The organism is Rhizobacter terrae (assembly GCF_003852895.1).
In the GTDB taxonomy this organism is placed as follows: Bacteria; Pseudomonadota; Gammaproteobacteria; order Burkholderiales; family Burkholderiaceae_C; genus Albitalea; species Albitalea terrae.
Genome location: NZ_QUSW01000001.1, coordinates 910,566 through 936,762 on the forward strand (window position 1 = coordinate 910,566; position 26,197 = coordinate 936,762).

Sequence of the window (26,197 nt, forward strand, 5' to 3'; positions counted from 1 at the left end):
TCATGCCCGGCCCGGGCCTGAAAAGTGATGAAACACCGCTTCCACCCCCCGGCGCTGCGCTATTCTTTGCCCCTCTCGCTCCAACCCAAGAAGCCACCCGTGAGCTTTCTCGACGATCTCAAGCGCCAGGCGGAGGCCCTGAAGGCGCAGAAGGACGGCGACGCCGCATCCATCGCACGCAACCTCGCGCTGACGGAATCGGCCTGCAAGACCGTCTTCACCTACTTCACCACGCTCGCCCCGCAGCTGGAGGTGTTGCGTCCGCCCAGCCATGCCCGCTACACGCTGGACCGGCAAAACGTGCTCGAGCGGCTGCCGCTCACCGAATTCCGCGTCGATTCACGCCGCAAGAAGCTGGGCAATGAGGACGTCTTCGACTTCCTCGTCATGCACTGGCAGCTCAAGACCGGCCGCGAGTTCCAGCTGACGAAGGACTTCCTGCCCGACATGGAAAAGCTCGAAGCCAAGCTGCACCAGAGCGGCATGAAGTTCGAGAACGAGGCCGTGCGCCACGCCGAGAACGGCAAGCTGCAGTGCCGCCGCTACACCTTCGTGGCCGATTTCGTCGGGCTGGTGCGCGTCACCGCCCAGCACGAATCGGCCAAGCTGCACTTCCAGGTGCAGAACGTGGACGGCTTCGAGACGGTGACGCTGGAACTGCCCGCACTGGAAGTCAGCGGCGCACGGCTGGATGAGCTGGCCAAGTGGCTCACCGGGCATCCGCACGCCTTCTTCAAGGATGCACTGAACGTCCGCCGCGTCGAAGCCTGAGGGCCTCGGCACCTTCATGTCCGCCCCTGAACCCACCACCCGCGCGCCGGCACCGCTGGACGCGCTGGCCGTCACGATCCTGTGCTTCGGCTGGTTCATCCTGGGCTCGATCGCCGCAGTCGGCGCCAACTATCCGACCGGCCAAGGGTTCACCGACAGCGGGCTGGCCAGCACCATCGTCACCGAGCTGGTGCTGGGCGGGCTGGCCCTGGTCTTCCTGCGAATGCGCGGCCATTCGGTGCTGGCGCTGCTGCCGCGACCGAACGTGGCCGGCGGCATGGTGGGCGTGGTGCTCTATGCGGTGGGCATCGCCACCTGGTGGGTCACCTTGGCGATGTTCGACACGCGGAACATGGCCAGCCAGCCGATCGCCGAGATCATGGCCAACACCCGGGTGTCCTTCACCATGGTGCTGGCGCTGTCGCTGGTCAACGGCATCTACGAGGAGACCTTCCTGTGCTTCCTGGTGGACGCCTTCCGTGGGCACGGCGCCTCCGTGGCCATCGGCGTGAGCACTTTGGTGAGGCTGCTCTACCACGTGTACCAGGGGCCGATGGGCTCGGTGTCCATCGTGCTGTACGGGGTGATCATGGCGGGCTTCTACTGGCGCACCCGCTGGCTGTGGCCGGTGGCATTCGCCCATGTCCTGGCCGACCTCGTGGCCCTCACCTGAGCGCCACTCGCACGCCCGCTAAAATCCGCGCCAGTCACTTTTTGCCGCCCGGCTCGTCGGGCGCTGCCGCCATGCCTCTGTTCTGGAAGCCTTACAAGTCCGACGTCACGAACTTCATCGACGAGCTCAAGGCGAAGAAGCCCAGCCTCGAGGAAGAACAGCGCGCCGGCCGCGCCCTGCTGTGGGACAAGCCCATCGACGCCCAGGCGCAGGCCGAGTACCGGCAGGCCCGCGTGGCCCAGCAGCCCTACGTCTACCAGACCAAGGTCTGAACGGCGTCCCCCAGCCCCTGCGCTGCCAGAGACCTCCCCCGTGAGCGACGCCGCGAAAGCCCTGGAGGCTGCCGAGCCTCCGGTGACCGACATGCCCCCGCCGCCTGCCGAGGTGCTGCCCGAGGCCGTGGACCGCGTGGCCATGGCGCGCCTGTACGGCGAGCCGCTGTTCGCGCTGCCGCAGGACCTGTACATCCCGCCGGACGCGCTCGAAGTCTTCCTCGAAGCCTTCGAAGGCCCGCTGGACCTGCTGCTGTACCTCATCCGCAAGCAGAACTTCAACATCCTCGACATTCCGCTGGCCGACGTGACGCGGCAGTACCTCGCGTATGTCGAGCAGATCCGCAAGACCAATCTCGAACTGGCCAGCGAATACCTGCTGATGGCCGCCATGCTGATCGAGATCAAGTCGCGCATGCTGCTGCCGCCCAAGAAGACCGAGGACGGCAAGGAACCGGAAGACCCGCGCGCCGAACTCGTGCGCCGGCTCATCGAGTACGAACAGATCAAGCTGGCCGCCGCGCGGCTGGACGCGCTGCCCGTCATCGGCCGCGACTTCCTGCGAGCGCAGGTGGTCATCGAGCAGTCGCTGACGCCGCGCTTCCCCGACGTGGACTCCGACGAGCTGCGCGCCGCCTGGCAGGACATCCTGCGCCGCGCGAAGCTCACCCAGCACCACACCATCACCCGCGAACAGCTGTCGGTGCGCGAGCACATGAGCATCGTGCTGCGCACGCTCCAGGGCCGCAAGTTCGTGGAATTCGAGGAGTTGTTCGACACCACGCGCGGCACCCCCGTGCTGGTCGTCACCTTCATCGCCATGCTGGAGCTGGCGAGGGAGCGCCTGCTGGAAATCACGCAGGCCGAGGCGTTCGCGCCGATTTACGTGAGACTGGCCTACCAGCCGTCGTAGGTTTTCAATGCAGGCCCTGCGCCACCCGCGCAGGTCGCCGAGACTGGACGCCTGCGAGACCCCCACAACAACACAGAGGAGCCGCTTCGGCGGCAAGACCATGCAAGAAGCTCCTGTCGCCATCCACCGCCCTGTTGCCCGCAAGCCCGCCAGCCGCTGGTCGGTCGACGATGTGGCCGCCCTCTTCGAGCTGCCCTTCAACGACCTGCTGTTCCGTGCGCAGACGGTGCACCGCCAGCACTTCGACCCGCGCAAGGTGCAGCTCTCGACCCTGTTGTCCATCAAGACCGGCGGTTGTCCGGAGAACTGCGGCTACTGCCCCCAGTCGGTGCACTTCGACACCCCCGTGGAAGCCACGCCGCTGATGAAGCTCGATGCCGTGATGGATGCCGCGCGCCTGGCCAAGGAAGCCGGCGCCACGCGCTTTTGCATGGGCGCCGCCTGGCGCGGCCCCAAGGACCGCGACGTCGAGAAGGTGGCCGAGCTGATCAGCGGCGTGAAGTCGCTGGGCCTGGAGACCTGCGTGACGCTGGGCATGCTGGGCGACGGCCATGCCGAGCAGCTGCGCGACGCAGGCCTGGACTACTACAACCACAACATCGACAGCGCGCCGGACAAGTACGCCGACATCATCACCACCCGCCAGTTCGAAGACCGGCTGGACACCCTGCAGAAGGTGCGCAACGCCGGCGTGCACGTGTGCTGCGGCGGCATCGTCGGCATGGGTGAGTCGCGCCAGCAGCGCGCGGCGCTCATCGCCGAGCTGGCCAACATGGACCCGTACCCCGAGTCGGTACCCATCAACCACCTCGTGCAGGTGGAAGGCACGCCGCTGCACGGCATCGACAAGCTCGACCATTTCGAGTTCGTGCGCACCATCGCCGCGGCGCGCATCACCATGCCCGAAGCCATGGTGCGCCTGTCCGCCGGCCGCCAGCAGATGGGCGAAGCGGTGCAGGCGCTGTGCTTCATGGCCGGTGCCAACTCCATCTTCTACGGCGAGAAGCTCCTGACCACCGGCAACCCCGACGTGACGGCCGACCAGGAACTGTTCGCCAAGCTCGGCCTGCAAGCCGGCTGAGGAGCCTGCGATGAGCGACCAAGCTGTGTATGGCGGCGGCACGCCCGCCGCCGCGGCGCCGCGCAAGGCGGTGACCCTGCATCGCATCCGCGAGATGCATGCGCAGGGCGAGCCGATCGCGATGGTGACCTGCTACGACGCGTCCTTCGCCAAGGTGATGGATGCCGCCGGCGTCGACTGCCTGCTGGTGGGCGATTCGCTGGGCATGGTGGTGCAGGGACAGACGAGCACGCTGCCGGTGACGCTGGAGGAGACGGCGTATCACATCCGTTGCGTGGCGCGCGGCAACAAGAACGCATGGCTCATCGGCGACCTGCCCTTCGGCTCGTACCAGCAATCGCCTGCGCAGGCGCTGGAAAGCGCCGTGGCGCTGATGCAGGCCGGCGCGCAGATGGTGAAGCTCGAAGGCGGCGGCTGGACCAACGAGACCATCCGCTTCCTCACGCAGCGCGGCATTCCGGTGTGCGCGCACCTGGGGCTCACGCCGCAGTCGGTGCATGCGCTGGGCGGCTACCGCGTGCAGGGCCGCAACGACGAGGCGGCTGCGACACTGAAGCAGCATGCCTGCGAAGTGGCCGAGGCCGGGGCCGCCATGCTGGTGCTGGAGCTGCTGCCCAGCAGCGTGGCCAATGACGTCACGCAGTCGTTGCCGATCCCCGTGATCGGCATCGGCGCGGGCAAGGGCTGCTCCGGGCAGGTGCTGGTGATGCACGACATGCTGGGCATCACCCAAGGCAAGCTTCCGCGCTTCGTGCGCAACTTCATGGACGGCGCGCCCTCCATCGAAGCCGCGCTGCGCCAGTACGTGAGCGACGTGAAGGCCCGCCGCTTCCCCGACGACGCCATCCACGGATATTGAAGGGGACGTCCCATGCAGATCCTGCACACCATCGCCGACCTGCGCGCCGCCCTGCCCGTGCCGCAGGCCTGCGCCTTCGTGCCCACCATGGGCAACCTGCATGAAGGCCACCTGAGCCTCGTGCGCCAGGCCAAGGCCCATGGGCTGCCGGTGGTCGCCAGCATCTTCGTGAACCGCCTGCAGTTCGCGCCGCATGAAGACTTCGACCGCTACCCGCGGACGCTGGCACGCGACGCCGAACTGCTGCAATCGGCTGGCTGCGACATCGTCTTCGCGCCCGACGAGAAAGAGCTGTACCCGCAGCCGCAGACCTTCAAGGTCGTGCCGGACGCGGCCGTCGCCGACATCCTCGAAGGCCACTTCCGGCCCGGCTTCTTCACCGGCGTGTGCACGGTGGTGATGAAGCTGTTCAGCGTGGTGCGGCCGAAGGTGGCGGTGTTCGGCAAGAAGGACTACCAGCAGCTGATGGTCATCCGCCGCATGGCCGAGCAGTTCGCGCTGCCCTTGACGATCGAGGCGGGAGAGACCTGCCGCGCGGAGAGCGGGTTGGCGCTGTCGTCGCGCAACGGGTATCTGAGCGATGCGCAGAAGGCCAAGGCCACCGAACTCGCTGCAGCCCTGAGCGCCCTGGCCGATGCCTCGAAGTCCGCAGGCGCCGACCTGACTGCGCTGGAGCAGCAGGCCGTCGCCTCGTTGAATGGCATGGGCTGGGCGGTGGACTACCTCACCGTGCGGCGGCGCGCTGATTTGCTGGCACCTCAGGCCGGCGACACGGCCCTGGTTGCCCTGGGCGCGGCCAAGCTGGGCAACACGCGCCTGATCGACAACCTCGAGTTCTGAACAGCTCGCCCAAGGGGGAACGCCAATGCTCAGGACCTTGTCCGTCGTCTGCAGCCTTCCGTTCTTGGCGAGCCTGGCCGTCCTGATGGTCAACGACCTGATCCTGAAGGCCGCCTTTCCCGGATGGATCACCGGCAAGCTGTCCGACGTGGCGGGCATCGCCATGGTGGGCATGTTGTCCACCGCGCTGGCGCCATCGCGTCGCTTCCTGCGCTTCACGGCGATCGGCATGGGCTTTCTCTGGTGGAAGAGTCCCGCTTCCAGCCCTTTCATCGAATGGGTCAACGCCCAGCACTGGGTGGAATTCGGCCGCGTGGTGGACTACACGGACCTCGTGGCGCTCGCCATCCTCCCCTGGTGCGACAGGCTCGCGCGCGAGAAGACGGCCGAACCCATGTCATGGCCCCTGTGGCGCCGCCTGCTTGCCGTGCCTGCCACCGGGCTGACCTTGCTCGGGCTCGTGGGCACGTCGGCCATTCCCACCCGCCAGACCTACGAGATCAGGGACGTCTCTTCGAGCGAAGCCATGCGAAGAGAGGATGTCGTGGCGGCGATCCTGGCCGTGGCAGCGAAGCACTCTCTGGCCTGCCGCCAGGCGTGCGACCGCCCGACCGAGGAGCAACGGCTCGAAGGCCGGGGCATGTGGCTGATCTACCGATTCGTCGGACCCAAGGCCGTGTCGATCGAGGTCAGTGCCTTTCCGGGTGCCATCTTCGTGGGCAGTTCCGGTTTCCAGCGGGCCGATGCGGTGCGCCAGGACATCCGTGCGGAGTTCGCGGCCCGCTTCAAGGGGCTCGAGTACGCCGAGCCGCTGTCGCCTCCGCGCTGAGCCTGCCGCCCGCTACGCGTCGGGCCGGAATCCGACTTCCACCAGCACGCCTCCAGGCGCATGGCAGTACAGCAGCGTGCTGCCCCGCATGGTGCTGACCGGCGACAGATCCGCGCAGCCTGCTTCGCTGAGCTGCCGATGGACTTCATGCACCGTCTCGGGCGACGGCACCAGGAAACCGACGTGGAACGTCTTCGCAAACGCCGGCGAGTCGTCGCCGCGCCGCGTGAGCACGAGCACCACGCCACCATCGCCCTGGAGGATGGCCATGCCATCGTTGCCTTTCACGGCATCGAGGCGGAAGCCGAAGAAGCGGATGAAGAAGTCCGCCGTGGCGCGGACATCGGGAACGGGGAGGTCGAGATGATTGAGTTGCATTGCATTCTCCAGGAGGATGACCGGACCCGGCCGAATGCAATGACGAGCAGGCAGCTCTTGCACGCGCGCGGACGAGCCCGAAGCGCCTGACGGCGCGGGGTTCGTCGCGGGTACTCATGCAGTGCATGGAACAGAGCTTCCTGGAACAGGAAGGGGTCGGGCTTACCAAAACCGACCCTGCCTTTTTCGACCCCGGCAGTGTACTGCCGGGGCCGGCTCAGAAACGTTCGTCAGGCGTGCCGCACGCGCGCATCCACCGCACGATCATCGTTGGCCGCCTGCTTGTGGCCCAGCTGCTCCATCGGCGTGCGGAAGGTCTCGCGGGCCGTGAGCGCCGCGATGGCGGCCACCAGCGTCACCACCGTCACGAAGCCTGCCACCGGCACCCAACCCGTCGCGCCGGGCTGCAGGATGGCCGCGCTGATGGTCGGCGCGAAGCCGCCCAGCGCGAAGCCCACCTGCGTGCCGATGGCCATGCCTGACAGTCGCACGCGGGTGTCGAACATCTCGCCGTAGAAAGCCGGCCACACGCCGTTGGCGGCGCTGTAGACCACGCCCGACAACAGCAGGCCGAAGACGAAGATCATCGTGGTGTCGACCTGCGAGATGGCCCACATGTACGGCCAGATCAGCGCCGCGGAGCCCAGCGCGCCGAGGATGAACACCGGCTTGCGGCCAATGCGGTCGGCCAGCGACGCCCAGCTCGGGATGGCCATCAGCGCCACGATGTTGGCCAGGATCAGCACCGTCAGCATCGTCGCCTTCGGGATGTGCATGGTGTTCACCGCGTACGACAGCGTGAACACGCTGAAGATGGTGCTGACCACCGACACCAGGGCGCAGAACACCACGCGCATCACGTCGGATGCCTGCTCGCGGAACAGCGTGGCCACGGGCAGGGCCTCGGTCGTGCGGGCCTTCTCTTCCTCGGTGAAGGCCGGCGTCTCCGGCAGCGTGCGACGCACCCACATGCCCACCACCACCACGATGGCGCTGAGGAAGAACGGAATGCGCCACCCCCATGCCAGCAGGTCCGCTTCGGGCAATGCAGACACCGGCAGGAACGCCAGGGTCGCGAGGATGAGTCCGGCCTGCGTGCCGCTGAGCGTGAAGCTGGTGAAGAAGGCGCGGCGATGCTCAGGCGCGTGCTCCAGCGTCATGGAGTTCGCGCCGGCCTGTTCGCCGGCAGCCGACAGCCCTTGCAGCAGCCGCAGGACGACCAGCATGATGGGCGCAGCGATGCCCACCTGCGAATACGTCGGCAAGGCACCGACGAGGAAGGTGGAGATGCCCATCAGCAGCAAGGTGAAGGTGAGCACCTTCTTGCGGCCGAACTTGTCGCCCACGTGGCCGAGGATGACCGCGCCGATGGGGCGGGTGACGTAGCCCACGCCGAAGGTGGCGAAGGCCGCGACCGTGGCCACGGCCGGGTCGAAGGACGGGAAGAAGATCTTGCCGAACACCAGCGCCGCAGCGGTGCCATAGATGAAGAAGTCGTAGTACTCGACCGCACTGCCGATCCAGCTCGCCAGGGCGGCCTTGCGGGGGGAGCGCGCCGGGGCGGCGGAAGTGGGAGAGGAAGCGTTCGTCATCGATGACCTCGGTGTAGCGGAGAGGGTGGACGTGCACTGCATTGATGCAGCCTCACAAATGTACGAACTAGTTCGTTTTTAACGATCCGTGTTTTCCCTTAGCAGTTTTGTCCTCGTGGACCCCCTGCGTGTTAGGCTTTGTCCATGAACGAGACAGTACAGAAACCTGCTGCCAAGAACACCACCCGCAAGCCCCGCGGCGAGCCTACGCGCACCAATGACCCCGAGCGCACCATGGCCGACATCCTCACCGTGGCCACCGCGGAATTCGCCGACAAGGGCCTGAGCGGCGCGCGCATCGACGAGATCGCCGAGGCCACGCGCACCAGCAAGCGCATGCTGTACTACTACTTCGGCAGCAAGGAAGGCCTGTACCTCGCAGTGCTGGAAGACGCCTACCGCCGCATCCGCGAGATCGAGACGGGCCTGCACCTGGAAGACCTGCCGCCCGAGGACGCGCTGCGCAAGCTGGTGGCCTTCACCTTCGATTACCAGCACGAGCACGAGGACTTCATCCGCCTGGTGATGAACGAGAACATCCACCGCGGCGAGTTCCTCGCGCAGAGCAAGACCATCCAGACGCTGAATGCCCCCGCGGTCACTGCGGTGCAGCAGGTGTACGAGCGTGGCGTCAAGGCCCGTGTCTTCCGCAAGGACATCGACCCCATCGACCTGCACATGACCATCTCGGCGCTGTGCTTCTTCAGCGTGGCCAACCGCCACACCTTCGGGCTCATCTTCAAGCGCGACATGCAGTCGCCCAAGGCGCTTCGCGACCGGCGCGACAGCATCGTGGAGACCATCGTGCGCTTCGTGCGGAAGTAGTGCTGCCGGCAGCAAGGTCTGCAAAGATGCTTGCAACTAACTAGTTCGTACATTTATACTGCCTGCACGGACCTGGCGGCATTGACGCCGCTCGTCCGGCGGCATGAACGACAAGCTCCTCATCGGCCTCATCGGCGCCGGCATCCAGCGCTCACTGACGCCGGCCCTGCATGAAGAAGAAGCGCGGCGGCACGGCCTGCGGCTTCACTACCAGCTCATCGACCTGGACACCACGGGCAGCAGCGCGGACGACCTGCCCGCGCTGCTGGGCGCGGTGCGCACCATCGGCTTCGCCGGCCTGAACGTCACCTACCCGTGCAAGCAGGCCATCCTTCCGCTGCTGGACGAACTGTCGGACGAGGCGCGGGCGCTGGGCGCGGTGAACACCGTCGTGCGGCGCGGTTCCCGCCTCATCGGCCACAACACCGATGGCTCCGGCTGGGCCTGGGGCTTTCGCCGCGCCCTGCCCTCGGCGCGGCTGGATCGCGTGGTGCAACTGGGCGCCGGCGGCGCAGGCGCTGCCGTGGCCGATGCGAGCTTGCGCATGGGCGCGAGCGAGCTGGTGGTGGTGGACCGCGAACCCGAGCGCGCGCAAGCACTGGCCGATCGGCTCAACGCCAACCATGACGGACAGCGCGCCCAGGTGTCCACCGACCTCGAAGCCGCGCTGCAGGGCGCCAGCGGCCTCGTGCATTGCACGCCCACCGGCATGGACAAGCTGCCCGGCATGCCGCTGCCGGCATCGCTGCTGCGCCCGAGCCTGTGGGTCAGCGAGATCGTCTATTTCCCGCTGGACACCGCGCTGCTGCGCGCCGCCCGAGCCGCGGGTTGCCCGACGGCCGATGGCGGCGGCATGGCGGTGGGCCAGGCCGTGGGTGCGTTCCGCCTGTTCACCGGGCGCGAGCCCGACGCCGTCCGCATGGAGCAGCACTTCCGGGAGCTGATCACACACCGCGCGCCGGCCCTGCAAGCGGCTGCCTGAGCGCAAGGAGACATCGCATGACCACCGACCGCGAACACATCGGCGAAGCCCCGAACCCCATGGGCATCGAAGGCGTGGAATTCATCGAGTTCAGCACCGCCAAGCCGCAGGCGCTGGGCCAGGTCCTCGAAGGCCTGGGCTTCAAGCCGGTGGCACGCCACCGCTCGCGCGAGGTGCTGCTGTACCGGCAGGGCGACATGAACATCGTCATCAACGCCCACCATGCGGATGCGGGGGCGGCACCGGCCATCTCCGCGTTCGCCCTGCGCGTGCGCGACGCGGCCGCGGCCCACGCACGCGCCGTCGAACTCGGCGCCTGGACGGTGCCTGTGGACGTGCGCCCGATGGAGCTGCACATCCCCGCCATCCACGGCGTGGGCGCGACGCGCATCTACTTCGTCGACCGCTGGCGCGACTTCTCCATCTGGGACGTGGACTTCGTGCCCATCCCCACCGTCGAGCGTCATCCGCCTGCCGTCGCCGGCATGGGCTGGTTCGGCGTGGTGCAGTACATCGCCGCCGGCCGCACCGCCGACTGGACGGCCTTCTATGCCGAGCTCTTCGGCTGGACCACCCTGCGCGACGACGAGCGCTTCGGCATCCTGCCCAGCGGCCGGCTGCTGCGCAGTCCAGGCGGGCTCATGGTGCAGCTCATCGAACCGCCCGCCGATGCGCCCGAGCAGGACGAAATGCTGGAACGCATCGGCTTCGGCGTGCCCGACGTGATGGCCGCCGTGCGTCGCCTGCGTGAGAACGGCGTGGAGTTCGTGGACACCGACCGCCTGCACGCCCAGGCCCGCGGCGCCCTCACGCGCACGGTGCTCGGCAACGTCGCCTTCGAACTCGTGCAGTGGCCGCAATGAAGAACATCGCCGATTTCGGGATGGACACCATCACCCTCGCGGGCGGCCTGCCGCAGAAGCTGGCCGCCGTGCGCGAGGCCGGCTTCGGGCAGGTCATGCTCTCGGCGCGCGACATCACCAGCCATGCCGAGGGCGTGGACGCGGCCATTGCCGCGGTGCGGTCCAGCGGCGTTCGCGTCACCGGCTTCCAGGTGCTGCGCGACTTCGAGGGCCTGTCGGGCCACCTGCACGGCTACAAGGTGGACGTGGCGCGCTCGATGCTGGAGATGGGCGCCGCGCTGGGCAGCCGGGTGCTGCTGGCCTGTTCGTCCACCTCCTCGCACGCCAGCGGCGACATCGATGCCGTGGCCCGCGACCTGCGCAAGCTGGCGATGCTGGCTCTGCCCCTGAACATCAAGGTGGCCTACGAAGGCCTCTCCTGGGGCCGCCACATCAACGAATACACCACGGCGTGGGAAGCCGTGCGCCGCGCGGACATGCCGAACCTCGGCATTGGTATCGACTCGTACCACATCTTCGCCACGCGCACGCCGCTGGCGCCGCTGGCAGAGGTCGACCCGGCCAGGATCTTCCTCGTGCAGCTGTCGGACTTCATGTGGAACGAAGTGCCGACGGTGGAGGAGCGCATCACCACCGCACGCACCTTCCGAGTCTTCCCCGGCGAAGGAGTGCACAGCGAGCTGCTGGCCGACCTGGTGCGCCGGCTCGACGCCATGGGCTACCGCGGCGACTACAGCTTCGAGGTCTTCAACGACGACTACCAGCAGATGCCGCCCGGCACCGTGGCCTCCCGTGCGCGGCGCTCGGCCCTGTGGCTGGCGGAGGACGTGTTGCGCCGTTCGGTGCCGCTGCCGCGCGGGCTGCGGTTGAAGGAGACGGCCGCATGAAGGTCCTGCTCATCAATGGCCCCAACCTGAACCTGCTGGGCACGCGCGAGCCGGCCACCTACGGACATGCCACGCTGGCCGACGTGGAGGCGATGTGCCACCACGAGGCCGAGCGGCTGGGCCTGTCGCTCACCGCCTTCCAGAGCAACCACGAAGGCGCGCTCCTCGACCGCATCCACGCCGCGCGCGGCGAAGGCGTGGGGTTCATCGTGATCAACCCGGGCGCGTTCACGCACACCAGCATCGCCTTGCGAGACGCGCTGGCAGGCGTGGCCATTCCGTTCATCGAAGTGCACATCAGCAACGTGCACCGGCGCGAACCTTTCCGCCACCACTCCTACCTGTCCGACATCGCCGAGGGCGTGATCGTCGGGTTGGGCATCGACGGCTACCGGCTCGCGCTGATGGCCACCGGCGCCCGTCAACACTGAGGAAACGCGACATGTCCGATCCGTGCATCATCTCCGTGGCCATCACCGGCTCCCTGCCGCGCAAGAAGGACAACCCGGCCGTTCCCATCAGCGTGAGCGAGCAGGTCGAATCGACCCATGCCGCCTACGAAGCCGGCGCCACGCTCGTGCACCTGCACGTGCGCAACGACGATGAGTCGCCCAGCTCCGCGCCCGAGCGTTTCCAGGCCGTGCTGGACGGCATCCGCCGCCATGCGCCGGGCATGATCACCCAGGTCTCCACCGGCGGCCGTTCAGGCGCCGGCCGCGAGCGCGGCGGCATGCTGCACCTGCGGCCGGACATGGCCTCGCTGGCCAGCGGCTCGGTGAATTTTCCGACCCGCGTGTACGAGAACTCGCCGGAACTCATCGACTGGCTTGCCGAAGAAATGAAGGCCCACGGCGTGAAGCCGGAGATCGAGGCCTTCGACCTGTCGATGATCTTCCAGGCCGTGGCCCTGCAGCAGGCGGGCAAGATCGTCGGGCCGCTGCACATCCAGTTCGTGATGGGCATCAAGAACGCGATGCCGGTGGACCGCGAGGTGTTCGAGTTCTACGTGAAGACCTTGAAGCGGCTTGCGCCCGACGCGACGTGGACCGGCGCCGGCATCGGCCGCGAGCAGCTCACCTTGGCGAAGTGGTCGCTGGAACTGGGCGGCCATTGCCGCACCGGGCTGGAAGACAACGTGCGGCTGGACAAGCACACGCTGGCGCCGTCGAATGCGGCGCTGGTGCGGCAGGTGGCGGACCTGTGCCTCGAACACGGGCGGCGTCCCGCCACCGTGGCCGAGGCGCGCAGGTTGCTGCGCTTGCCGTCGTGAGCTGACGTCCCTCAGCGTGTCGCTCTGCGCCTCACGCAATCGATGTACTTCTCGCCGTCCGGCGGCAGCCCGCTGCGCTGCGACTCCCACATCATCTGCCCGAGGCATTCCATCACCTCGTGCTGGGCCTCGTGCGCGGAACCCAGCTTGGCCGCCAGCAGCCCGAAGGCCTGCTTGATGCCCCTGGGCTGGTCGATGCTCACCTGCTCGCTGATGCTCAGGTGCATGGACAGGTGCAGGAAGGGATTGGTGCGGCCGGCGTCCACGTCGAAGACCGCGGCCAGGGCGGCGTCCACGTCGGCCAAGTCGTCGTGGTATTCGGGGTGCTGGTCGACCCAGTCGGCGGCCAGGGTCTCCAGCGGCGTCATCACGCTGCCGTCGCGGCGCTTCTTGAAGGCGTCGCAAAAGAATCGCCTCACGTCGTTCTGGGATGGAGCAAACATCGCAGAATTGTCGCCTTGTTCTCTTCCCCCGCTATCGCACGAGGCCTGGCCCCATGAACGTCACCACCGAACAACTCTTCACCGAAGCCCGCACGCACAACGGCTTCTTCCCGGAACCCGTGCCCGAAAGCACCCTGCGTGCGATCTACGAACTGATGAAGTGGGGGCCGACCTCAGCCAACTGCAGTCCCGCACGGTTCATCTTCGTCAACACGCCCGAGGGCAAGGCCAAGCTGGGGCCATGCATGTCCGAAGGCAACCGCGCCAAGACGCTGGCGGCGCCCGTCACCGTCATCATCGGCATGGACATGGCCTTCTACGACAAGCTGCCGCAGCTCTTCCCGCACACCGATGCGCGCCCGTGGTTCGCGGGCAAGCCGGCGGTGATCGAAGCGACGGCCTTCCGCAACTCCAGCCTGCAAGGCGCCTACTTCATGATGGCCGCCCGCTCGCTGGGCCTGGACTGCGGGCCGATGAGCGGCTTCGACGGCGAGCTGATGGACGCCACCTTCTGGGCCGGCACCACCGTGAAGACCAACTTCGTGTGCAACCTCGGCAAGGGCGACCCCAGCAAGATCTTCGGACGCAGCCCGCGGCTGTCGTTCGAGGAAGCCTGCTCCTTCGCCTGAGCACACGGCCTTGGCGTTCCAGCTCATTGCCGACCCGGCGTTCTATGCCGTGGCGGTGCCTGCGGTGCTGCTCATGGGCCTGGCCAAGAGCGGCTTCCTGGGCGGCTTCGGCTCGCTCGCCGTGCCGCTGATGGCGCTGGCGGTTCCAGTGCCGCAGGCAGCGGCCATCATGCTGCCCTTGCTGTTCATCATGGATGCCGTGGGCTTGCAGCAGATGTGGAAGCAGCGCGATTCGGCCTTGTTGCGATTGCTGCTGCCGGCGGGCCTGGGAGGCACCGTCGTCGGGACGGTGCTCTTTGGTCTGCTGTCAGGCAAGACCGTCGCGGCCATCGTGGGCGGGCTGACGCTGGCCTTCTTGGCGCAGCGCCTGCTGTTCCCGCCCAAGGCCGATGGGCACGTGCGCTCCAAGCCGCTGGGCGTTCTGCTGGGCATTGCGTCGGGCTTCACCAGCTTCGTCGCCCACGCCGGCAGCCCACCCATCAGCGCCTACGTGCTGCCGATGCGGCTGCCGCCCATCACCTTCGCCGCCACCATGGCGGTGTTCTTCGCGGCGGTGAACCTGTCGAAGTGGATTCCGTATGCCTGGCTGGGCTTGATCGACGTGCGCAACATGTCGACCTCGGTGGTGCTGATGCCGCTGGCACCGATTGGTGTGTGGCTGGGAGTGTGGCTGACGAAGCGGATTCCGTCGACGTGGTTCTATCGGGTGGCGTACAGCGGGATGGGGTTGACGGGTTTGAAGCTGTTGTGGGACGGGTTGCGCTGAATGCATGCGACTGAGGGAGCCTGACGCAGATGTCAGACTCCCTTCGGACTTACCCGAAAACCAGCACCCCAGCCGTCACCAGGCACAGAGGCATGACGATCCGCTCAAGCGTGCCCAAGAAGATGCTGCCCCGTGCGAGGTTGTCCTTGTAGATATCCTCTGCCGTGGCTTTCATGCCTGACCGTTGCGCCAATCGACGCAACAGGGACATGCTGGCAACAGCATGCAAGGCAATTCCCACCCACAGCCATGGGCCTGTCCGAGCGGACGGCACCAGTATCAGCAGCAGACATACGGCCAGAAGGCAGATGTGCACTGCGCGCAGCCAGTGGGGATAGGGTGAAGGCTTCAAGGTGCTCATCACTTCTTCGATCTGTTAATGCTGAGCAGATAATTGTTGTAGACATGCCAGCTGTTGGTGACCCCATCATCGCCGCCCATGCCCAGACTGTCATACACATACGACTGGAAGCCAAACAGGTCACCGACGGATTTCTCGATTTGCCCCTTCTTCAGGTCGTCGTTCGCGTCTTTGAGGCGATCCAACATGTTGGAAACCGTCCCGCCAATCGCGTCGTAGGTATCCGGGCAGTACTCCTGAAGAACCCAGCCCAGCGCAGACCCGCCCGTCCAACCAACGAAGAAGGCAGCACCGACCCCGTTTGACAGAGTTACCCCTGTCTCAAACGCTGCGCCGGTGGCGCCCAGAGAACCCACAGGCATCGTGCGGAAGTCGAGGTAAATCTCCTCCGGGGTGAAGAAGAGATACTGACCGAGACCTTGGGCAGTTCGAGTGCCGCCCAGCGCCTGAGCAGACCTGTTGGCCAGGCTATCAAACTGCACCGCCTTCTCGGGCGCGACCGTGACGATGGCCGCGTAGATCGGCGCATAGCCGAAGTAGTTGGCCAGGCGCGCAAGGTGGGGCGCATCCAGTCGATACGCGAGTACCGCATGAAGTCTGGGGGCGCGCCCCAGGTCGTTGACTGCGTTGTCGTAGTTTCGCGCCAGGGAGGCCAGCTCCTTGTCGGTCAGGTTGTTGACCAGGGTCACGCTGGTGGTCGAGTTGAGCCTCGCGAAGTTCTGCTCGATGATCTGCGGGAAGTTCTTGTGGATCGTCGGCGCCGGGTCCATGTTGGCCGGTGCGCCTTGGGCGTAGTTGCTGAGCGCTTCGGACAGAACGGCACGACCAGCTGCGTCGGGCACCGTGGAGGCCGTGTACGGCGCAGCGAACGCCATGGGTGCAGCGCTGGTCAGCACGACAGCGAGAGCAAGGCGAACATGACTAAAAGCGAACATTCGATTTTCCTCTTAGAGTTTTTAGAGTTGCCGCACATTTGCGGCAGCGGGAATCTACACGGCAACGGCATGCGCTGCCTTCCCCTCTTTGGTGGCATGCATGAGAGGTGCAGAAAACCCCAACCCATTTATGAGGAATAGCGCGACCGTTGGATTTGTCTCAATCCAACCTGCTGCTTGGCCAACTCGTTGCTGCAGCCTGGCTTGTTGCCAATGTACGTGAAGCTCCAAGATTGATGTCCAGGACTGCACCCAGCCCGGGACATGCCGGCCATGTTCAAGACTCGGCCTCCGTCTCCCCGCCCCATCCCGACCGCCTCTGCCGCTGCTTCGCCAGCTCCCGCTCCGCGGCGAACTGCTCTTCCAGCTGCTGCCGGCCTTGCTTGGCCGCCGTGATCAACCGCGCCTGATCTTTCCAATGCGGCGCCATCGAATGCACCTGATCGACGTTGTGCCGCCGGAAGCGCATCGCCAGGTTGCGCGCATGGTGCGGCTCCCAACCCAGCATCTCCAGCGCACTGCGGCCGGTGAGCAAGGCTGAATCCAAAGTTTCGCGCTCGATGTGCTTCACCCCTGCATCGAGCAGCGCATAGAAATGCCGCACGTTGCGGGCCCGGGCCACCACCTGCAGATGCGGGAAGTGCTCCTTGGCCATCTTCGCGATCTCGATGCTCTGGTCCACGTCGTCCACGGCCAGCACCAGCACCTTCGCGGTCTCCGCGCCCGCGGTGCGCAAAAGGTCCAGTCGCGTCGCGTCGCCATAGAACACCGGCCAGCCGAAACGCCGCATCGCCTCGATCTGCTCCGCGTCGTGGTCCAGCACGGTGGGCACCACGCCATTGGCATACAGCAGGCGGCCCACGATCTGCCCGTAGCGCCCGAAGCCGGCAATGATCACCGCCTCGTGCTGCTGCTCGTCGATTTCCTTCACGTCCGTCTTCCTCTGCCCAGCCAGGCGCGGAATCCACCAGCGGTCGGCCGCCACCAGCAGCAAGGGCGTGGCCAGCATGGAGATGGCTACCACGGCCACCAGCAGCGAGCTCATGGGCGCCGCAATCACCCCGGCCTGCGCCGCGGTCTGGAACACCACGAAACCGAACTCGCCGCCTTGCGCCAGCAGGATGATGAACACCGGCCGCTCGGGAATGGGCAACTTCATCACGCGCCCCATGGCCCACAGCACCACGGCCTTCACCAGCAGGAAGCCCAGCACCAGCAAGGCGATGAGCACCGGCCGCGCGAGCACGACCTGGAAGTCGATGCTCATGCCCACCGCGATGAAGAACAGCCCCAGCAGCAGTCCCTTGAACGGCTCCAGGTCGGTCTCCAGCTCGCGCCGGTATTCGCTCTCGGCCAGCAGCACGCCGGCGAGGAAGGCACCCAGCGCCATGGACAGGCCCACCGCCTGCATCAGCGCCGCGGTGGCCACCACCAGCAGCAGCGACGCGGCGGTGAAGATCTCCGGCGTGCGGCTGCTCGCGATCCACCGGAATGCAGGCCGCAGCAGCAGCCGCCCGCCCAACACAATGATCGCGATCACGCCGATGGCCTTGACCGCACCCTGCCAGCCGCCGGCGTCCTGCGCATGCGCGCCGCCGATGGCGATCGCCGGGATCAGCGCGAGGATGGGAATCGCTGCCACGTCCTGCAGCAAGGCCACGCTCAGGATGCTCTGCCCGGAGGTCGTCGCCATGAGGTTGCGCTCGGCCAGCACGCCCAGTCCGATGGCGGTGGACGACATCGCCAGCCCCAGCCCCGCCACCAGCGACAGCCGCCAGTCCACGCCGAAGGCCATGCCCACGCCCATCATCACCAGCGCCGAGCCCACGAGCTGCACGCTGCCCCAGCCGAAGATGGGCTTGCGCAAGGCCCACAGCCGGCGCGGCTCCAGCTCCAGGCCGACGAGGAAGAGCATCAGCACCACGCCGAATTCGGCGAAGTGCAGCATGTCGGCCGGGTCGGTCACCAGCTTCAGGCCCCAGGGCCCGATGAGGATGCCCGCGCCCAGGTAGCCGATGATGGAGCCGAGACCCAGCAGCTTGGCCAGGGGCACGGCGACGACGGCGGCGGCCAGGTAGACGAGCGCGCCATGAATCCAGGAGCTGTGTTCCATATCTCAGGCGGCCTCGGTCTGGGACTTGTTCTCTTCGTCAGCGGGGCGGGCGTGCTGCGGCACCTCGCAGGCCACGCACTCGGGCAGTTCGTCCAGCTCCGGCCAGTCGGGGTAGCTTGCCAGCCGCTCGGCGTAGACGCGGGCATGCTCGACCACGTCCTCCTTGGTGACCCGGTGGGCGCCGTGCAGCATCATGGGGTGCAGGAAGCGCATGCCGCACAGGGCGGCCGTCTGCTCGTAGGGCGGCAGGAAGGCATCGAAGAAGTAACGGTTGTAGCTGTCGGGGCGGTAGGAATCCTGCGGGCCGCCGGTGGAGGCCACCAGCCACAGGTCCTTGCCGCGCAGGGCATTGCCTTCGGGCCCGTAGGCCCAGCCGAAGGCCAGCACCTCGTCCACCCACAGCTTCATGAGCGGGGGCATGCTGTACCAGTGGATGGGGTGCTGCCAGACCACCAGCCGGGCGCTGGAAAGCGCCGCCTGCTCGGCGGCCACGTCGATGTGATAGTCCGGGTACAGCCGGTACAGGTCGCGCACCTCCAGCCTGGCGCCCGCCGGTTGTGCGAGCAGCGAATTCGCCGCGCGCAGCAGCTTGCGGTTGACCCGCGAATGTTCCATCGAGGGGTGGGCGACGATGACCAGCACCTTGTCAGGCGTGGCAGGATCGGGCTGGCCAGGAGGCGGATTCATGCTGTGGTTAGTTCGAATGTCAGGCAGATGTCGGGCGCCGCTAACATAACCCGAAAGAACCATCGAGGAGCGCACATGCCGGTGATCGTGGTGGCCAACCCCAAGGGCGGCGTCGGCAAGAGCACGCTGTCCACGCAGATTGCGGGTTTGTACGCATCGCAGGGGCATGCCGTGATGCTGGGCGATGTCGACCGCCAGCAGTCGTCGAAGATCTGGCTGGGCCTGCGGCCGGCCGGGCTGCCGGAGATCCGGTCCTGGGAGGTGGCCCATGACGAGGTCGTGCGCCCACCCAAGGGCACGACCCACGTGGTGCTGGACACGCCCGCCGGCCTGCACGACAAGCGGCTCGCAGACGTGATGAAGATCGCCGACAAGGTGGTGGTGCCGCTGCAGCCGAGCATCTTCGACATCCATGCCACCCATGCCTTCCTGCAGGAAATCCATGCCGGCAAGCGCCACGGCAAGGTCGAGATCGGCATCGTGGGCATGCGGATGAAGGAAACGACGCTGTCGGCCGACCAGCTCAAGGCCTTCCTGGGCACGCTGGACATCCCGGTGGTGGCCTACCTGCGCGACACCCAGAACTACGTGCAGCTGGCCGCCCGCGGCCTCACGATCTGGGACGTGGCGCCCAGCAGGGTGCAGCGCGACCTGGAGCAGTGGGCGCCGCTGGTGAAGTGGCTGGCCTGAAGTCACCCGGGGTGTCACCCCGGTGAATGCGCGCCAAGGGGTCTTTCGGCGATGCTTCGTCCTGTCACAACCCCTTGACCGCCTCCATGAAACGCTTCGCCACGCTCGCTGAACTGCAATCCCTCGTCGGCCAGGAACTGGGCGTGAGCGAGTGGATCACCGTCGACCAGCAGCGCATCAACCTCTTCGCCGACGCCACGGGCGACCACCAGTGGATCCACGTCGACCCCGAGCGCGCCAAGGCCGGCCCCTTCGGCACCACCGTCGCCCACGGCTTCCTCACCCTGAGCCTGCTGCCGGAGATGTCGGCCTCGGCCTTCGACGTGGACGAGTCGAAGATGGGTGTGAACTATGGGCTGAACCGCGTGCGCTTCATGTCCCCGGTGCCTGCCGGCAGCCGGCTGCGCGGGCATTTCAAGCTGCAGAGCTTCGAGCCCATCGCCGGCGGCGCGCAGATGGTGGTGGAGGTGACCATGGAGCTGGAAGGCGCCACCAAGCCGGCGTGCGTGGCCGAGTCCATCGTGCGGCGATTCGTCTGAACTTTTTTTGTAGGGTTATGGCCCCCGGCGCTCGCGTAGCATTTCGCCCTTGGACAACACGGGGACGAGAACCATGAAAGTGCTGCTGATCGACGACCATCCGCTGATCCTGTCGGCGTTGCAGTCGGTGATCCAGGGCCTGGGCGACGACGTGACGGTGGTGGGTGCCGGCAGCGCCCGCGCCGCGCGTGAGACCCTCGCGGCCCAGAGCGATTTCGACCTGGTGCTGCTGGACCTGCAACTGGGCGACGCCGACGGCTTCGACGTCCTCAGCGAATTCCGCACCGCCTACCCCGCCTTGCCGGTGGTCATCGTCTCGGCCAGCGACCGTGCCAGCGACGTCATCCGCTCCATCGACCTGGGCGCCATGGGCTTCGTGCCCAAGCGCTCCACCAACGAGACGCTGTTCGAGGCGCTGCGCATGGTGATGTCCGGCGGCATCTACGTGCCGTCCATGAGCATGGGCTCGTCCGATCCCCTGCCGCCGGTCCCGGATGCCGGCCGGGGCAACCTGCACAACGTGCGCCGCAACGCGGTCGAGAGCGATTTCCAGACCGCGCAGAGCGTCGAGTCGCTGGGCCTCACGCCTCGCCAGCGCGACGTGCTGGGCCTGCTGCTCAAGGGTCATCCCAACAAGCTCATTGCCCGCGAGCTGGGCCTGTCGGTGGAAACCGTGAAGGACCACGTGGCCGCCGTGCTGCGCGCGCTGAACGTCAGCTCGCGCACGCAGGCCGTGCTGGCGGTCGGCCAGATGTCGCAGCAGCCGGGCACGGTGGCCGGCTGGCGCAAGCCGGAATGAACAGCGTCGCCAACCCGCTGCCGGCGCCGGCCGCAGGCACGAAACCGGGCGGGCGTGACCCGGCCCTGGCCGAGATCGTCCAGAGCATCTTCGACTACATGCCTGCCACGCTGGCGGGCTACATGGCGGGCATCGGCGTCATCGCCTTGCTGTACTGGGCCATCACGCCCATGCCGGTGATGGCCTCGTGGCTGGGCTTGTTCTTCGTGATCTGGATCGCCCGGCTGTTCATGTCCCGGCAGTTCAACCGCGCCAAACCGCAGACGCAGGAGGACTGGCAGCGCTGGCGCATCTACGCCAACCTGGGGACCTTCGCCTCCGGCATCCTGTGGGGCACGACGGCGTGGATCTTCTACCCGCATGGCGACAGCATCCAGCAGGTGGGTTTGATCATCCTGGTCTACACCTTCTGCGTGGCGGCAGTGCCGGTGTTGTCAACGCAGCCGCGCGTCTACCTCACCTTCGCGGCCCTGTCCTTCGTGCCGCTGGCGGTGCGCATCGCCAGCGAGGGCACGGTCTACGCCTACCAGCTGGCGGGCGTGCTGCTGCTCATCATGAGCCTGACGACCGTGCTGGCCCGGCGCTACCGGCAAGCCCTGCAGCGGGTGATCGACCTGAAGCTGCATGCCGACGAACTGCTGGCGCAGCTGCGCGTGGAGAAGCAGGCCGCCGACACCGCCCGCCGCGAGGCCGAAGTAGCCAACCGTTCCAAGACCCAGTTCTTCACCGCCGCCAGCCACGACCTGCGCCAGCCGCTGCATGCCATGGGCCTGTTCGCCGAGGCGCTGCGCAACAAGAGCCACGATGACGAGGTGGCGCACCTGGTCAACAGCATCAACGCCTCGGTGGATGCGCTGGAGGAACTGTTCTCCGAGCTGCTGGACATCACGCGCATCGACAGCGGCGGCGTGGCGGTGAACCCGCAGCATTTCGAGATCGGCGACATCTTCCGCAAGCTGCGGCTGCACTTCGAACCCACCGCTTTCGAGAAGGGCCTGGCGCTGCGCCTGCGCGGCGGCAAGCACATGGTGCATGCCGACCCGCTGCTGGTGGAGCGGGTGCTGCGCAACCTGGTGTCCAACGCCATCCGCTACACGCAGGACGGCACGGTGCTGGTGGGCTGCCGCCGCCGCGGCGAACGCGTGCTGCTGCAGGTCTGGGACACGGGCCCAGGCATCAGCGAGCAGGAGCAGACACGCATCTTCGACGAGTTCTACCAGGTGCCAGGCTCGAACGAGGCCAACACGCATGAGCGCAAGGGCCTGGGGCTGGGGTTGTCCATCGTGAAGCGCCTGTCGGCCCTGATGGATGCGCCGCTCACCATCCGCTCCAAGCTGGGCCGCGGCACGGTGTTCACCTTCGAGCTGGCACCCGGCAAGGCGGTGCCCGCCACCGCACCGGCCATCTCCTCCAAGGGTCCGCTGGGTCTCACGCTGGAAGGCCGCCTGATCGTGATCGTGGAAGACGAGCCGGCAGTGCGCAGCGGCCTGGAGGCCCTGCTGCGCGGCTGGGGCGCCACCATCGCCTCCTTCGACAGCGTGGACGGCAGCACGCAGTGGGCCAACATGGCGCCCACCGATGCACAGAAGCCCGACCTGCTGATCGTCGACTACCGGCTGGAGAACGGCCGCAACGGGGTCGAGGCCATCACCCTGATGCGCCAGCGCTTCGGGCCGGACATCCCGGCCATCGTGGTCACCGGCAGCACGATGACTGGGCATGACCGCGAGGCACAGGAGAAGAACTTCCACCTGCTGATCAAGCCGGTGGTGCCGAACAAGCTGCGGGCGATGATTGCCTTCAAGCTGGGTGTGAAGGGGCGCTGAGCTTTCTTGCTGGTTCGCGGGGTTGGGGTTGGCGGGCCCGTGGTGCTTTCGCCCTTGTTCGGGGTGGCAAAGGCGTGGGTGGGCTGGCTGGGGCGCGCGGCGGAAGCGGTCGGCGCGTTGCGCCGACTTCGCTGCGGTGCTCGGGCTTGTGGTCCGGCGAGAAACTCGCTTCAGGCCCCTGCGGTGCCTTACGCTCAAACAGTCTCGCCGAGTATGAAGACGAAGCGCGCTGACGCGCGCGACCACAAGCCCTGCGCTCCTCGCCGCTTCCTGATGCGCGCCCCAGCCAGCCCACCCACGCCTTTGCTGTTGCGGCACTGGGTTTTCTCGTCGAGCACACCCATCGGTTGTTGAGCGGCAGGCGGCATGGGCCAGGGGCTGCGTCTGTGGCGGCGAGCAGCGCAGCACCGAGGGGTGGCGCGCGCAGCGCGCTTCGTCTTCTGACTCACGGGGACTGTCTGACCACAGCGCACCGCAGGGGCGCGGCGGGAGTTTCCCCGTGCACCCCTCGGTGCGAGCAGCACAGCGAAGTCGGCGCTTCGCGCCGACCGCCACAGCCGCAGCCCCTGGCCCATGCCGCCTGCCGCGGCCCCACCGGACAGAGGCGAAATCCCCTCAGCGCAGGATCACTTCACCGTCACCCACTGCGTCTCCAGCCAGTTGTCGGCCCGATGCACCACCGTCACATTCGACCGAGCCGCCCAGGGAATGAACTGCCGGTGCAGCGGAATGTGGTGAACCATCTCGTTGTGCCGCAGGAAGACCTTCTTGATCAAGGCCTTGCGCTTCTCCGGATCGGCTTCCTTGCTTGAGGCCGCCGCCAGCGCATCCAGCTCGTCGTCCTTGAAGTTGCCGCGGTTGTATTCGCCCACGCCCTTCTCGCCGCGGTTGCGGTAGATCGGCGTGAAGGTCGTCTCCGCATCGGTGATCGAGCCGCCCCAGCCCAGCATGTACATCGAGACGTCCAGCTTCTCCTGCTTGGGGAAGTAGTTCGCCTTGGGCATGGCGTTGACCTTCACCTTCACCTTGATCTGCGCCCACATGCTGGCCAGCGCGATGCAGATGCGCTCGTCGTTGATGTAGCGGTTGTTCGGGCAGTCCAGCGTCACCTCGAAGCCGTCGGGGTAGCCGGCCTCGGCCATCAGCTTCCTCGCGGCATTCACGTCATACGGCAGGCGCTTCTCGATCTCGGGGTCGTTGAAGCTGCCCAGCGGCGAGGGCACCACGGCGCCGGTGGGAATCGCCTGGCCGTTCATCAGCTTGGTCTTGATGGTCTCGATGTCCACCGCCTGGTAGAAGGCCTTGCGCACCCGCACGTCCTTGAACGGGTTCTTGCCCTTCACGCTGGAGTACAGCAGCTCGTCGCGCGCCTGGTCCATGCCGATGAAGATCACCCGGTTCTCCAAGCCTTCGATCACCTTCACGCCCTGCGTGCTGCGCAGCCGCTCCAGGTCGCGCGGCGGCGGGTCGAGGATGAAGTCCACCTCACCGGAGATGAGGGCCGCCAGGCGCGTCGCGTCGGACTTGATCGGCGTGTAGATCACGTCCTGCACGTTGCCGTCGATCTTGCCCCAGTAGTTGGGGTTGCGCTTGAACACCGTCTTCACGTCCGGCTGGCGCGTCACCAGGATGTACGGGCCGGTGCCGTTGGCGTTGTGCGCGGCGTAGGTCTCTTCCTTGTTGGTGAAGTCCTGCGGCTTGGTGGCCTTGTGCTCCTCGCACCACGACTTGCTCAGGATGTACACCGTGTTCAGGTGCTCCAGGAAGATCGGGTCCACCTGCGCGAGGTTGAACTCGACCGTGTAGTCGTCGATCTTCCTGGGCTCGCCCAGCGCGTTCGCGTAGTTGGCGATCTGCGAGGTCTTTTCCTTCGAGCGGTTCACCGAGAACACCACGTCGTCGGCGGTGAAGGGGCGGCCGTCGTGGAACTTCACGCCCTTTCGCAGCTTGAAAGTCCACTTCAGCGGGCTGTCCTGCTTCCACTCGGTGGCCAGCTGCGGAACGATGTTGAGCTGCTTGTCGCGCGCCACGAGGAATTCGTAGACCTGGCCGTTCATCGCGTTGGTGAACGACTCGTTCTGCGACACCGGGTCCAGCGTCTGGATGTCGCCGGCGCTGGCCCACCTGAAGGTCTGGGCCTGGGCCGACAGCGCGCAACCCAGCGCCACGCACAAGACCGACAGCGAATGCTTGATCTTCATCTCGTACAACCCCGCGAAGTTGAAAAGTGCGGCGAGTGTAGGAGGCGTCCGCCCATTGCGTGCCCGGGGAAACGAGGCCCCAGGCGGGCTGGGGTCATCGGCTCGTCATGAGCAAATCACGCGGGCGCATAACCCTCGTCGATGAGCGCACGTTCGAACTCCTGCGGTGCATGCGCGGACTCGATGCGCACCTTGTGCGTGGGCAGGTCGATGTCCACCTTGGCGTGGGCGTCGACCTGGTGCACCGCGTTGGTCACCGTGCGCACACAGTGGCCGCAGGTCATGGTGGGAAGCGTCAGTTCGATCATGGAGAACCTCGTTCGGTGAGCTTCGAGTATCGAAGCTGCCGTCATGGGAAGGTCAAGCGCCCAGCAAAAAGGCCGCTGGGGTCAGCGGCCTTTTCAGGTGCGGTACGGCGCGGTGCGCCGCGGCCGGTCACTTCACGTGCGTCTCGTTCGACTTGAAGCGCGCCTGCGGCACCACGTGCAGCTCGGTGTCCAGCGAGCCGATGTACTTGGCGATTTCCTTGAGCTGGGCGTGCGAGAACTGCGTGGCCATGCCGCCCATCACCGGGTTGGCGCGGCCGACCTGCGGGTTGTCCTTGGTCTGGTAGGCCTTCAAGGCCACGTAGAGGTAGTCGGCATGCTGGCCGGCCAGCTTGGGGTAGGTGCCGTCGATGGGCTTGCTGAAGTTGTTGCCGTGGCAGGACACGCAATTGCCCTTCTTCAGCAGCTCGGCCACCTCGGTGGAGGGCTCGTGGCTGGGCTTGTCGCCCAGCGCGGACTTCTCGGCCGGCAGGGTCTCGTAGTAGGCGGCCAGGTCGGCGATGTCCTGGTCGGTCAGCGAACCGGCGATGGCCTTCATGGTCGGGTGCTTGCGGTCGCCCGTCTTGTAGGCGTTCAGCGCACTCTGGATGTACTTGGCGCCCTGGCCGGCGATCATCGGCACCTTGTGGACTTCAGGGAAGCTGGCCTGGTAGCCGGGAATGCTGTGGCAGCCGATGCACATGGCCGCCTTCTTCTCGCCGGCGGGCGCGCTGCCGGTGACGGCGGTCTGCGCCAAGGCGCTGGAAGCAATGCCTGCAAAGGCGACAAAGGCAGCAACGGAAGCAATCAGTTTTCTCATGATCCGGCAGGCAGTTTCAAGTGCAACCCCGGATTATAGATGGCCCCT

The 26,197-nt window shown here is 66.7% G+C and carries 30 protein-coding genes; 20 read left to right on the top strand and 10 right to left on the bottom strand.

Features of this window, described 5'->3' with window-relative positions; translation table 11 throughout:
- The first annotated feature begins 99 nt into the window (after window positions 1-99).
- The 8 genes from DZC73_RS04180 (at window position 100) to DZC73_RS04215 (ending at window position 6,238) form a co-directional block, all read left to right on the top strand.
- Window positions 100-771, top strand: coding sequence for a hypothetical protein (locus DZC73_RS04180; protein ID WP_124538913.1), 672 nt, complete (start codon window positions 100-102; stop codon window positions 769-771).
- 16 nt (window positions 772-787) lie between these two features.
- Complete coding sequence (locus DZC73_RS04185) at window positions 788-1,444, top strand: CPBP family intramembrane glutamic endopeptidase (protein ID WP_124538914.1); 657 nt, start codon at window positions 788-790, stop codon at window positions 1,442-1,444.
- A gap of 71 nt (window positions 1,445-1,515) precedes the next feature.
- Window positions 1,516-1,716: a DUF3460 family protein gene (locus tag DZC73_RS04190; protein WP_124538915.1), complete on the top strand. Its 201-nt coding sequence runs from the start codon at window positions 1,516-1,518 to the stop codon at window positions 1,714-1,716.
- A 91-nt stretch (window positions 1,717-1,807) separates the two neighbouring features.
- Window positions 1,808-2,629 carry a segregation and condensation protein A gene (locus DZC73_RS04195; RefSeq protein ID WP_124539501.1) on the top strand — a complete coding sequence of 274 codons (822 nt, stop codon included), beginning with the start codon at window positions 1,808-1,810 and terminating at the stop codon, window positions 2,627-2,629.
- A gap of 100 nt (window positions 2,630-2,729) precedes the next feature.
- Complete coding sequence (gene bioB, locus DZC73_RS04200; RefSeq protein WP_124538916.1) at window positions 2,730-3,710, top strand: biotin synthase BioB; 981 nt, start codon at window positions 2,730-2,732, stop codon at window positions 3,708-3,710.
- A gap of 10 nt (window positions 3,711-3,720) precedes the next feature.
- Window positions 3,721-4,569, top strand: a complete 849-nt coding sequence (gene panB / locus DZC73_RS04205) for a 3-methyl-2-oxobutanoate hydroxymethyltransferase (protein ID WP_124538917.1) — start codon at window positions 3,721-3,723, stop codon at window positions 4,567-4,569.
- Window positions 4,570-4,581: 12 nt separating this feature from the next.
- The gene (gene panC, locus DZC73_RS04210; protein WP_124538918.1) at window positions 4,582-5,409 is read left to right on the top strand and encodes a pantoate--beta-alanine ligase; all 828 of its coding nucleotides are present in this window, start codon (window positions 4,582-4,584) and stop codon (window positions 5,407-5,409) included.
- Between the two features lie 25 nt (window positions 5,410-5,434).
- On the top strand, window positions 5,435-6,238 hold the full coding sequence (locus DZC73_RS04215) for a hypothetical protein (RefSeq protein ID WP_124538919.1): 804 nt from the start codon (window positions 5,435-5,437) through the stop codon (window positions 6,236-6,238).
- A 12-nt stretch (window positions 6,239-6,250) separates the two neighbouring features.
- Here the strand turns inward: DZC73_RS04215 and DZC73_RS04220 are convergent, their stop codons facing one another.
- Together DZC73_RS04220 and DZC73_RS04225 are read right to left on the bottom strand one after the other, a co-directional pair.
- On the bottom strand, window positions 6,251-6,616 hold the full coding sequence (locus DZC73_RS04220; protein WP_124538920.1) for a VOC family protein: 366 nt from the start codon (window positions 6,614-6,616) through the stop codon (window positions 6,251-6,253).
- Window positions 6,617-6,846: 230 nt separating this feature from the next.
- Complete coding sequence (locus tag DZC73_RS04225; RefSeq protein WP_124538921.1) at window positions 6,847-8,208, bottom strand: MFS transporter; 1,362 nt, start codon at window positions 8,206-8,208, stop codon at window positions 6,847-6,849.
- Between the two features lie 144 nt (window positions 8,209-8,352).
- Between DZC73_RS04225 and DZC73_RS04230 the strand changes: the two genes are divergently transcribed.
- From DZC73_RS04230 to DZC73_RS04255, 6 genes are all read left to right on the top strand, one after another.
- Window positions 8,353-9,033 (top strand): TetR/AcrR family transcriptional regulator, encoded by a 681-nt coding sequence (locus tag DZC73_RS04230; protein ID WP_198414773.1) that lies wholly within the window; start codon window positions 8,353-8,355, stop codon window positions 9,031-9,033.
- 103 nt (window positions 9,034-9,136) lie between these two features.
- Window positions 9,137-10,015 (top strand): shikimate dehydrogenase, encoded by an 879-nt coding sequence (locus DZC73_RS04235; RefSeq protein WP_124538922.1) that lies wholly within the window; start codon window positions 9,137-9,139, stop codon window positions 10,013-10,015.
- A 17-nt stretch (window positions 10,016-10,032) separates the two neighbouring features.
- The gene (locus DZC73_RS04240; RefSeq protein WP_124538923.1) at window positions 10,033-10,878 is read left to right on the top strand and encodes a VOC family protein; all 846 of its coding nucleotides are present in this window, start codon (window positions 10,033-10,035) and stop codon (window positions 10,876-10,878) included.
- Window positions 10,875-11,765: a sugar phosphate isomerase/epimerase family protein gene (locus DZC73_RS04245; RefSeq protein ID WP_124538924.1), complete on the top strand. Its 891-nt coding sequence runs from the start codon at window positions 10,875-10,877 to the stop codon at window positions 11,763-11,765. The genes DZC73_RS04240 and DZC73_RS04245 overlap by 4 nt, the downstream gene beginning before the upstream one ends.
- Entirely contained in the window at window positions 11,762-12,196 is a 435-nt protein-coding gene (gene aroQ, locus DZC73_RS04250) for a type II 3-dehydroquinate dehydratase (RefSeq protein ID WP_124538925.1), read from the top strand. Before DZC73_RS04245 ends, aroQ begins: the two co-directional genes overlap by 4 nt.
- 11 nt (window positions 12,197-12,207) lie before the next feature.
- The gene (locus DZC73_RS04255) at window positions 12,208-13,035 is read left to right on the top strand and encodes a BKACE family enzyme (RefSeq protein WP_124538926.1); all 828 of its coding nucleotides are present in this window, start codon (window positions 12,208-12,210) and stop codon (window positions 13,033-13,035) included.
- Between the two features lie 11 nt (window positions 13,036-13,046).
- On the opposite strand, the gene DZC73_RS04260 is transcribed toward DZC73_RS04255, so the two are convergent.
- Window positions 13,047-13,478 (bottom strand): DUF1841 family protein, encoded by a 432-nt coding sequence (locus DZC73_RS04260; RefSeq protein WP_124538927.1) that lies wholly within the window; start codon window positions 13,476-13,478, stop codon window positions 13,047-13,049.
- Between the two features lie 53 nt (window positions 13,479-13,531).
- Between DZC73_RS04260 and DZC73_RS04265 the strand changes: the two genes are divergently transcribed.
- The gene (locus tag DZC73_RS04265; protein WP_124538928.1) at window positions 13,532-14,107 is read left to right on the top strand and encodes a malonic semialdehyde reductase; all 576 of its coding nucleotides are present in this window, start codon (window positions 13,532-13,534) and stop codon (window positions 14,105-14,107) included.
- 10 nt (window positions 14,108-14,117) lie between these two features.
- Window positions 14,118-14,873: a sulfite exporter TauE/SafE family protein gene (locus tag DZC73_RS04270; protein WP_124538929.1), complete on the top strand. Its 756-nt coding sequence runs from the start codon at window positions 14,118-14,120 to the stop codon at window positions 14,871-14,873.
- Window positions 14,874-14,922: 49 nt separating this feature from the next.
- Here DZC73_RS04270 and DZC73_RS04275 read toward each other — a convergent pair whose 3' ends face one another.
- The 4 genes from DZC73_RS04275 to kefF all read right to left on the bottom strand — a co-directional run bounded on the left by DZC73_RS04275 (window position 14,923) and on the right by kefF (window position 18,969).
- Window positions 14,923-15,234 (bottom strand): hypothetical protein, encoded by a 312-nt coding sequence (locus DZC73_RS04275; protein WP_124538930.1) that lies wholly within the window; start codon window positions 15,232-15,234, stop codon window positions 14,923-14,925.
- Entirely contained in the window at window positions 15,234-16,169 is a 936-nt protein-coding gene (locus DZC73_RS04280) for a hypothetical protein (protein WP_124538931.1), read from the bottom strand. Before DZC73_RS04280 ends, DZC73_RS04275 begins: the two co-directional genes overlap by 1 nt.
- A gap of 277 nt (window positions 16,170-16,446) precedes the next feature.
- On the bottom strand, window positions 16,447-18,282 hold the full coding sequence (kefC, locus tag DZC73_RS04285) for a glutathione-regulated potassium-efflux system protein KefC (RefSeq protein WP_124538932.1): 1,836 nt from the start codon (window positions 18,280-18,282) through the stop codon (window positions 16,447-16,449).
- A gap of 3 nt (window positions 18,283-18,285) precedes the next feature.
- Complete coding sequence (gene kefF, locus DZC73_RS04290) at window positions 18,286-18,969, bottom strand: glutathione-regulated potassium-efflux system oxidoreductase KefF (RefSeq protein WP_124538933.1); 684 nt, start codon at window positions 18,967-18,969, stop codon at window positions 18,286-18,288.
- A gap of 75 nt (window positions 18,970-19,044) precedes the next feature.
- Between kefF and DZC73_RS04295 the strand changes: the two genes are divergently transcribed.
- The 4 genes from DZC73_RS04295 to DZC73_RS04310 all read left to right on the top strand — a co-directional run bounded on the left by DZC73_RS04295 (window position 19,045) and on the right by DZC73_RS04310 (window position 22,823).
- Window positions 19,045-19,659 carry a ParA family protein gene (locus DZC73_RS04295; protein WP_124538934.1) on the top strand — a complete coding sequence of 205 codons (615 nt, stop codon included), beginning with the start codon at window positions 19,045-19,047 and terminating at the stop codon, window positions 19,657-19,659.
- A gap of 86 nt (window positions 19,660-19,745) precedes the next feature.
- Entirely contained in the window at window positions 19,746-20,198 is a 453-nt protein-coding gene (locus DZC73_RS04300; RefSeq protein WP_124538935.1) for a MaoC family dehydratase, read from the top strand.
- A gap of 73 nt (window positions 20,199-20,271) precedes the next feature.
- A complete protein-coding gene (locus tag DZC73_RS04305) occupies window positions 20,272-20,997 on the top strand; it encodes a response regulator (RefSeq protein ID WP_124538936.1) in 726 nt (241 codons plus the stop codon).
- Window positions 20,994-22,823, top strand: a complete 1,830-nt coding sequence (locus DZC73_RS04310; protein ID WP_124538937.1) for an ATP-binding response regulator — start codon at window positions 20,994-20,996, stop codon at window positions 22,821-22,823. Before DZC73_RS04305 ends, DZC73_RS04310 begins: the two co-directional genes overlap by 4 nt.
- 626 nt (window positions 22,824-23,449) lie before the next feature.
- Here DZC73_RS04310 and DZC73_RS04315 read toward each other — a convergent pair.
- From DZC73_RS04315 to DZC73_RS04325, 3 genes are all read right to left on the bottom strand, one after another.
- Window positions 23,450-25,018 carry an ABC transporter substrate-binding protein gene (locus DZC73_RS04315; protein WP_161974489.1) on the bottom strand — a complete coding sequence of 523 codons (1,569 nt, stop codon included), beginning with the start codon at window positions 25,016-25,018 and terminating at the stop codon, window positions 23,450-23,452.
- Between the two features lie 122 nt (window positions 25,019-25,140).
- A complete protein-coding gene (locus tag DZC73_RS04320; protein ID WP_124538939.1) occupies window positions 25,141-25,332 on the bottom strand; it encodes a heavy-metal-associated domain-containing protein in 192 nt (63 codons plus the stop codon).
- A gap of 127 nt (window positions 25,333-25,459) precedes the next feature.
- Window positions 25,460-26,149 (bottom strand): c-type cytochrome, encoded by a 690-nt coding sequence (locus DZC73_RS04325; RefSeq protein WP_124538940.1) that lies wholly within the window; start codon window positions 26,147-26,149, stop codon window positions 25,460-25,462.
- Between the last annotated feature and the right edge of the window lie 48 nt (window positions 26,150-26,197).

What these genes read in the sequence shown, in the direction of transcription:
- panB (WP_124538917.1), top strand. Translation starts at nt 3,721, where the DNA reads ATGAGCGACCAAGCTGTGTATGGCGGCGGCACGCCCGCCGCCGCGGCG.
- DZC73_RS04325 (WP_124538940.1), bottom strand. Translation starts at nt 26,149, where the DNA reads ATGAGAAAACTGATTGCTTCCGTTGCTGCCTTTGTCGCCTTTGCAGGC.
- DZC73_RS04215 (WP_124538919.1), top strand. Translation starts at nt 5,435, where the DNA reads ATGCTCAGGACCTTGTCCGTCGTCTGCAGCCTTCCGTTCTTGGCGAGC.
- DZC73_RS04225 (WP_124538921.1), bottom strand. Translation starts at nt 8,208, where the DNA reads ATGACGAACGCTTCCTCTCCCACTTCCGCCGCCCCGGCGCGCTCCCCC.
- DZC73_RS04305 (WP_124538936.1), top strand. Translation starts at nt 20,272, where the DNA reads ATGAAAGTGCTGCTGATCGACGACCATCCGCTGATCCTGTCGGCGTTG.
- DZC73_RS04185 (WP_124538914.1), top strand. Translation starts at nt 788, where the DNA reads ATGTCCGCCCCTGAACCCACCACCCGCGCGCCGGCACCGCTGGACGCG.
- DZC73_RS04260 (WP_124538927.1), bottom strand. Translation starts at nt 13,478, where the DNA reads ATGTTTGCTCCATCCCAGAACGACGTGAGGCGATTCTTTTGCGACGCC.
- DZC73_RS04295 (WP_124538934.1), top strand. Translation starts at nt 19,045, where the DNA reads ATGCCGGTGATCGTGGTGGCCAACCCCAAGGGCGGCGTCGGCAAGAGC.
- DZC73_RS04320 (WP_124538939.1), bottom strand. Translation starts at nt 25,332, where the DNA reads ATGATCGAACTGACGCTTCCCACCATGACCTGCGGCCACTGTGTGCGC.
- aroQ (WP_124538925.1), top strand. Translation starts at nt 11,762, where the DNA reads ATGAAGGTCCTGCTCATCAATGGCCCCAACCTGAACCTGCTGGGCACG.
- DZC73_RS04280 (WP_124538931.1), bottom strand. Translation starts at nt 16,169, where the DNA reads ATGTTCGCTTTTAGTCATGTTCGCCTTGCTCTCGCTGTCGTGCTGACC.
- DZC73_RS04235 (WP_124538922.1), top strand. Translation starts at nt 9,137, where the DNA reads ATGAACGACAAGCTCCTCATCGGCCTCATCGGCGCCGGCATCCAGCGC.
- kefC (WP_124538932.1), bottom strand. Translation starts at nt 18,282, where the DNA reads ATGGAACACAGCTCCTGGATTCATGGCGCGCTCGTCTACCTGGCCGCC.
- DZC73_RS04300 (WP_124538935.1), top strand. Translation starts at nt 19,746, where the DNA reads ATGAAACGCTTCGCCACGCTCGCTGAACTGCAATCCCTCGTCGGCCAG.
- bioB (WP_124538916.1), top strand. Translation starts at nt 2,730, where the DNA reads ATGCAAGAAGCTCCTGTCGCCATCCACCGCCCTGTTGCCCGCAAGCCC.
- DZC73_RS04240 (WP_124538923.1), top strand. Translation starts at nt 10,033, where the DNA reads ATGACCACCGACCGCGAACACATCGGCGAAGCCCCGAACCCCATGGGC.
- DZC73_RS04265 (WP_124538928.1), top strand. Translation starts at nt 13,532, where the DNA reads ATGAACGTCACCACCGAACAACTCTTCACCGAAGCCCGCACGCACAAC.
- DZC73_RS04245 (WP_124538924.1), top strand. Translation starts at nt 10,875, where the DNA reads ATGAAGAACATCGCCGATTTCGGGATGGACACCATCACCCTCGCGGGC.
- DZC73_RS04195 (WP_124539501.1), top strand. Translation starts at nt 1,808, where the DNA reads ATGCCCCCGCCGCCTGCCGAGGTGCTGCCCGAGGCCGTGGACCGCGTG.
- DZC73_RS04275 (WP_124538930.1), bottom strand. Translation starts at nt 15,234, where the DNA reads ATGAGCACCTTGAAGCCTTCACCCTATCCCCACTGGCTGCGCGCAGTG.
- DZC73_RS04310 (WP_124538937.1), top strand. Translation starts at nt 20,994, where the DNA reads ATGAACAGCGTCGCCAACCCGCTGCCGGCGCCGGCCGCAGGCACGAAA.
- panC (WP_124538918.1), top strand. Translation starts at nt 4,582, where the DNA reads ATGCAGATCCTGCACACCATCGCCGACCTGCGCGCCGCCCTGCCCGTG.
- DZC73_RS04220 (WP_124538920.1), bottom strand. Translation starts at nt 6,616, where the DNA reads ATGCAACTCAATCATCTCGACCTCCCCGTTCCCGATGTCCGCGCCACG.
- DZC73_RS04230 (WP_198414773.1), top strand. Translation starts at nt 8,353, where the DNA reads ATGAACGAGACAGTACAGAAACCTGCTGCCAAGAACACCACCCGCAAG.
- DZC73_RS04190 (WP_124538915.1), top strand. Translation starts at nt 1,516, where the DNA reads ATGCCTCTGTTCTGGAAGCCTTACAAGTCCGACGTCACGAACTTCATC.
- DZC73_RS04255 (WP_124538926.1), top strand. Translation starts at nt 12,208, where the DNA reads ATGTCCGATCCGTGCATCATCTCCGTGGCCATCACCGGCTCCCTGCCG.
- kefF (WP_124538933.1), bottom strand. Translation starts at nt 18,969, where the DNA reads ATGAATCCGCCTCCTGGCCAGCCCGATCCTGCCACGCCTGACAAGGTG.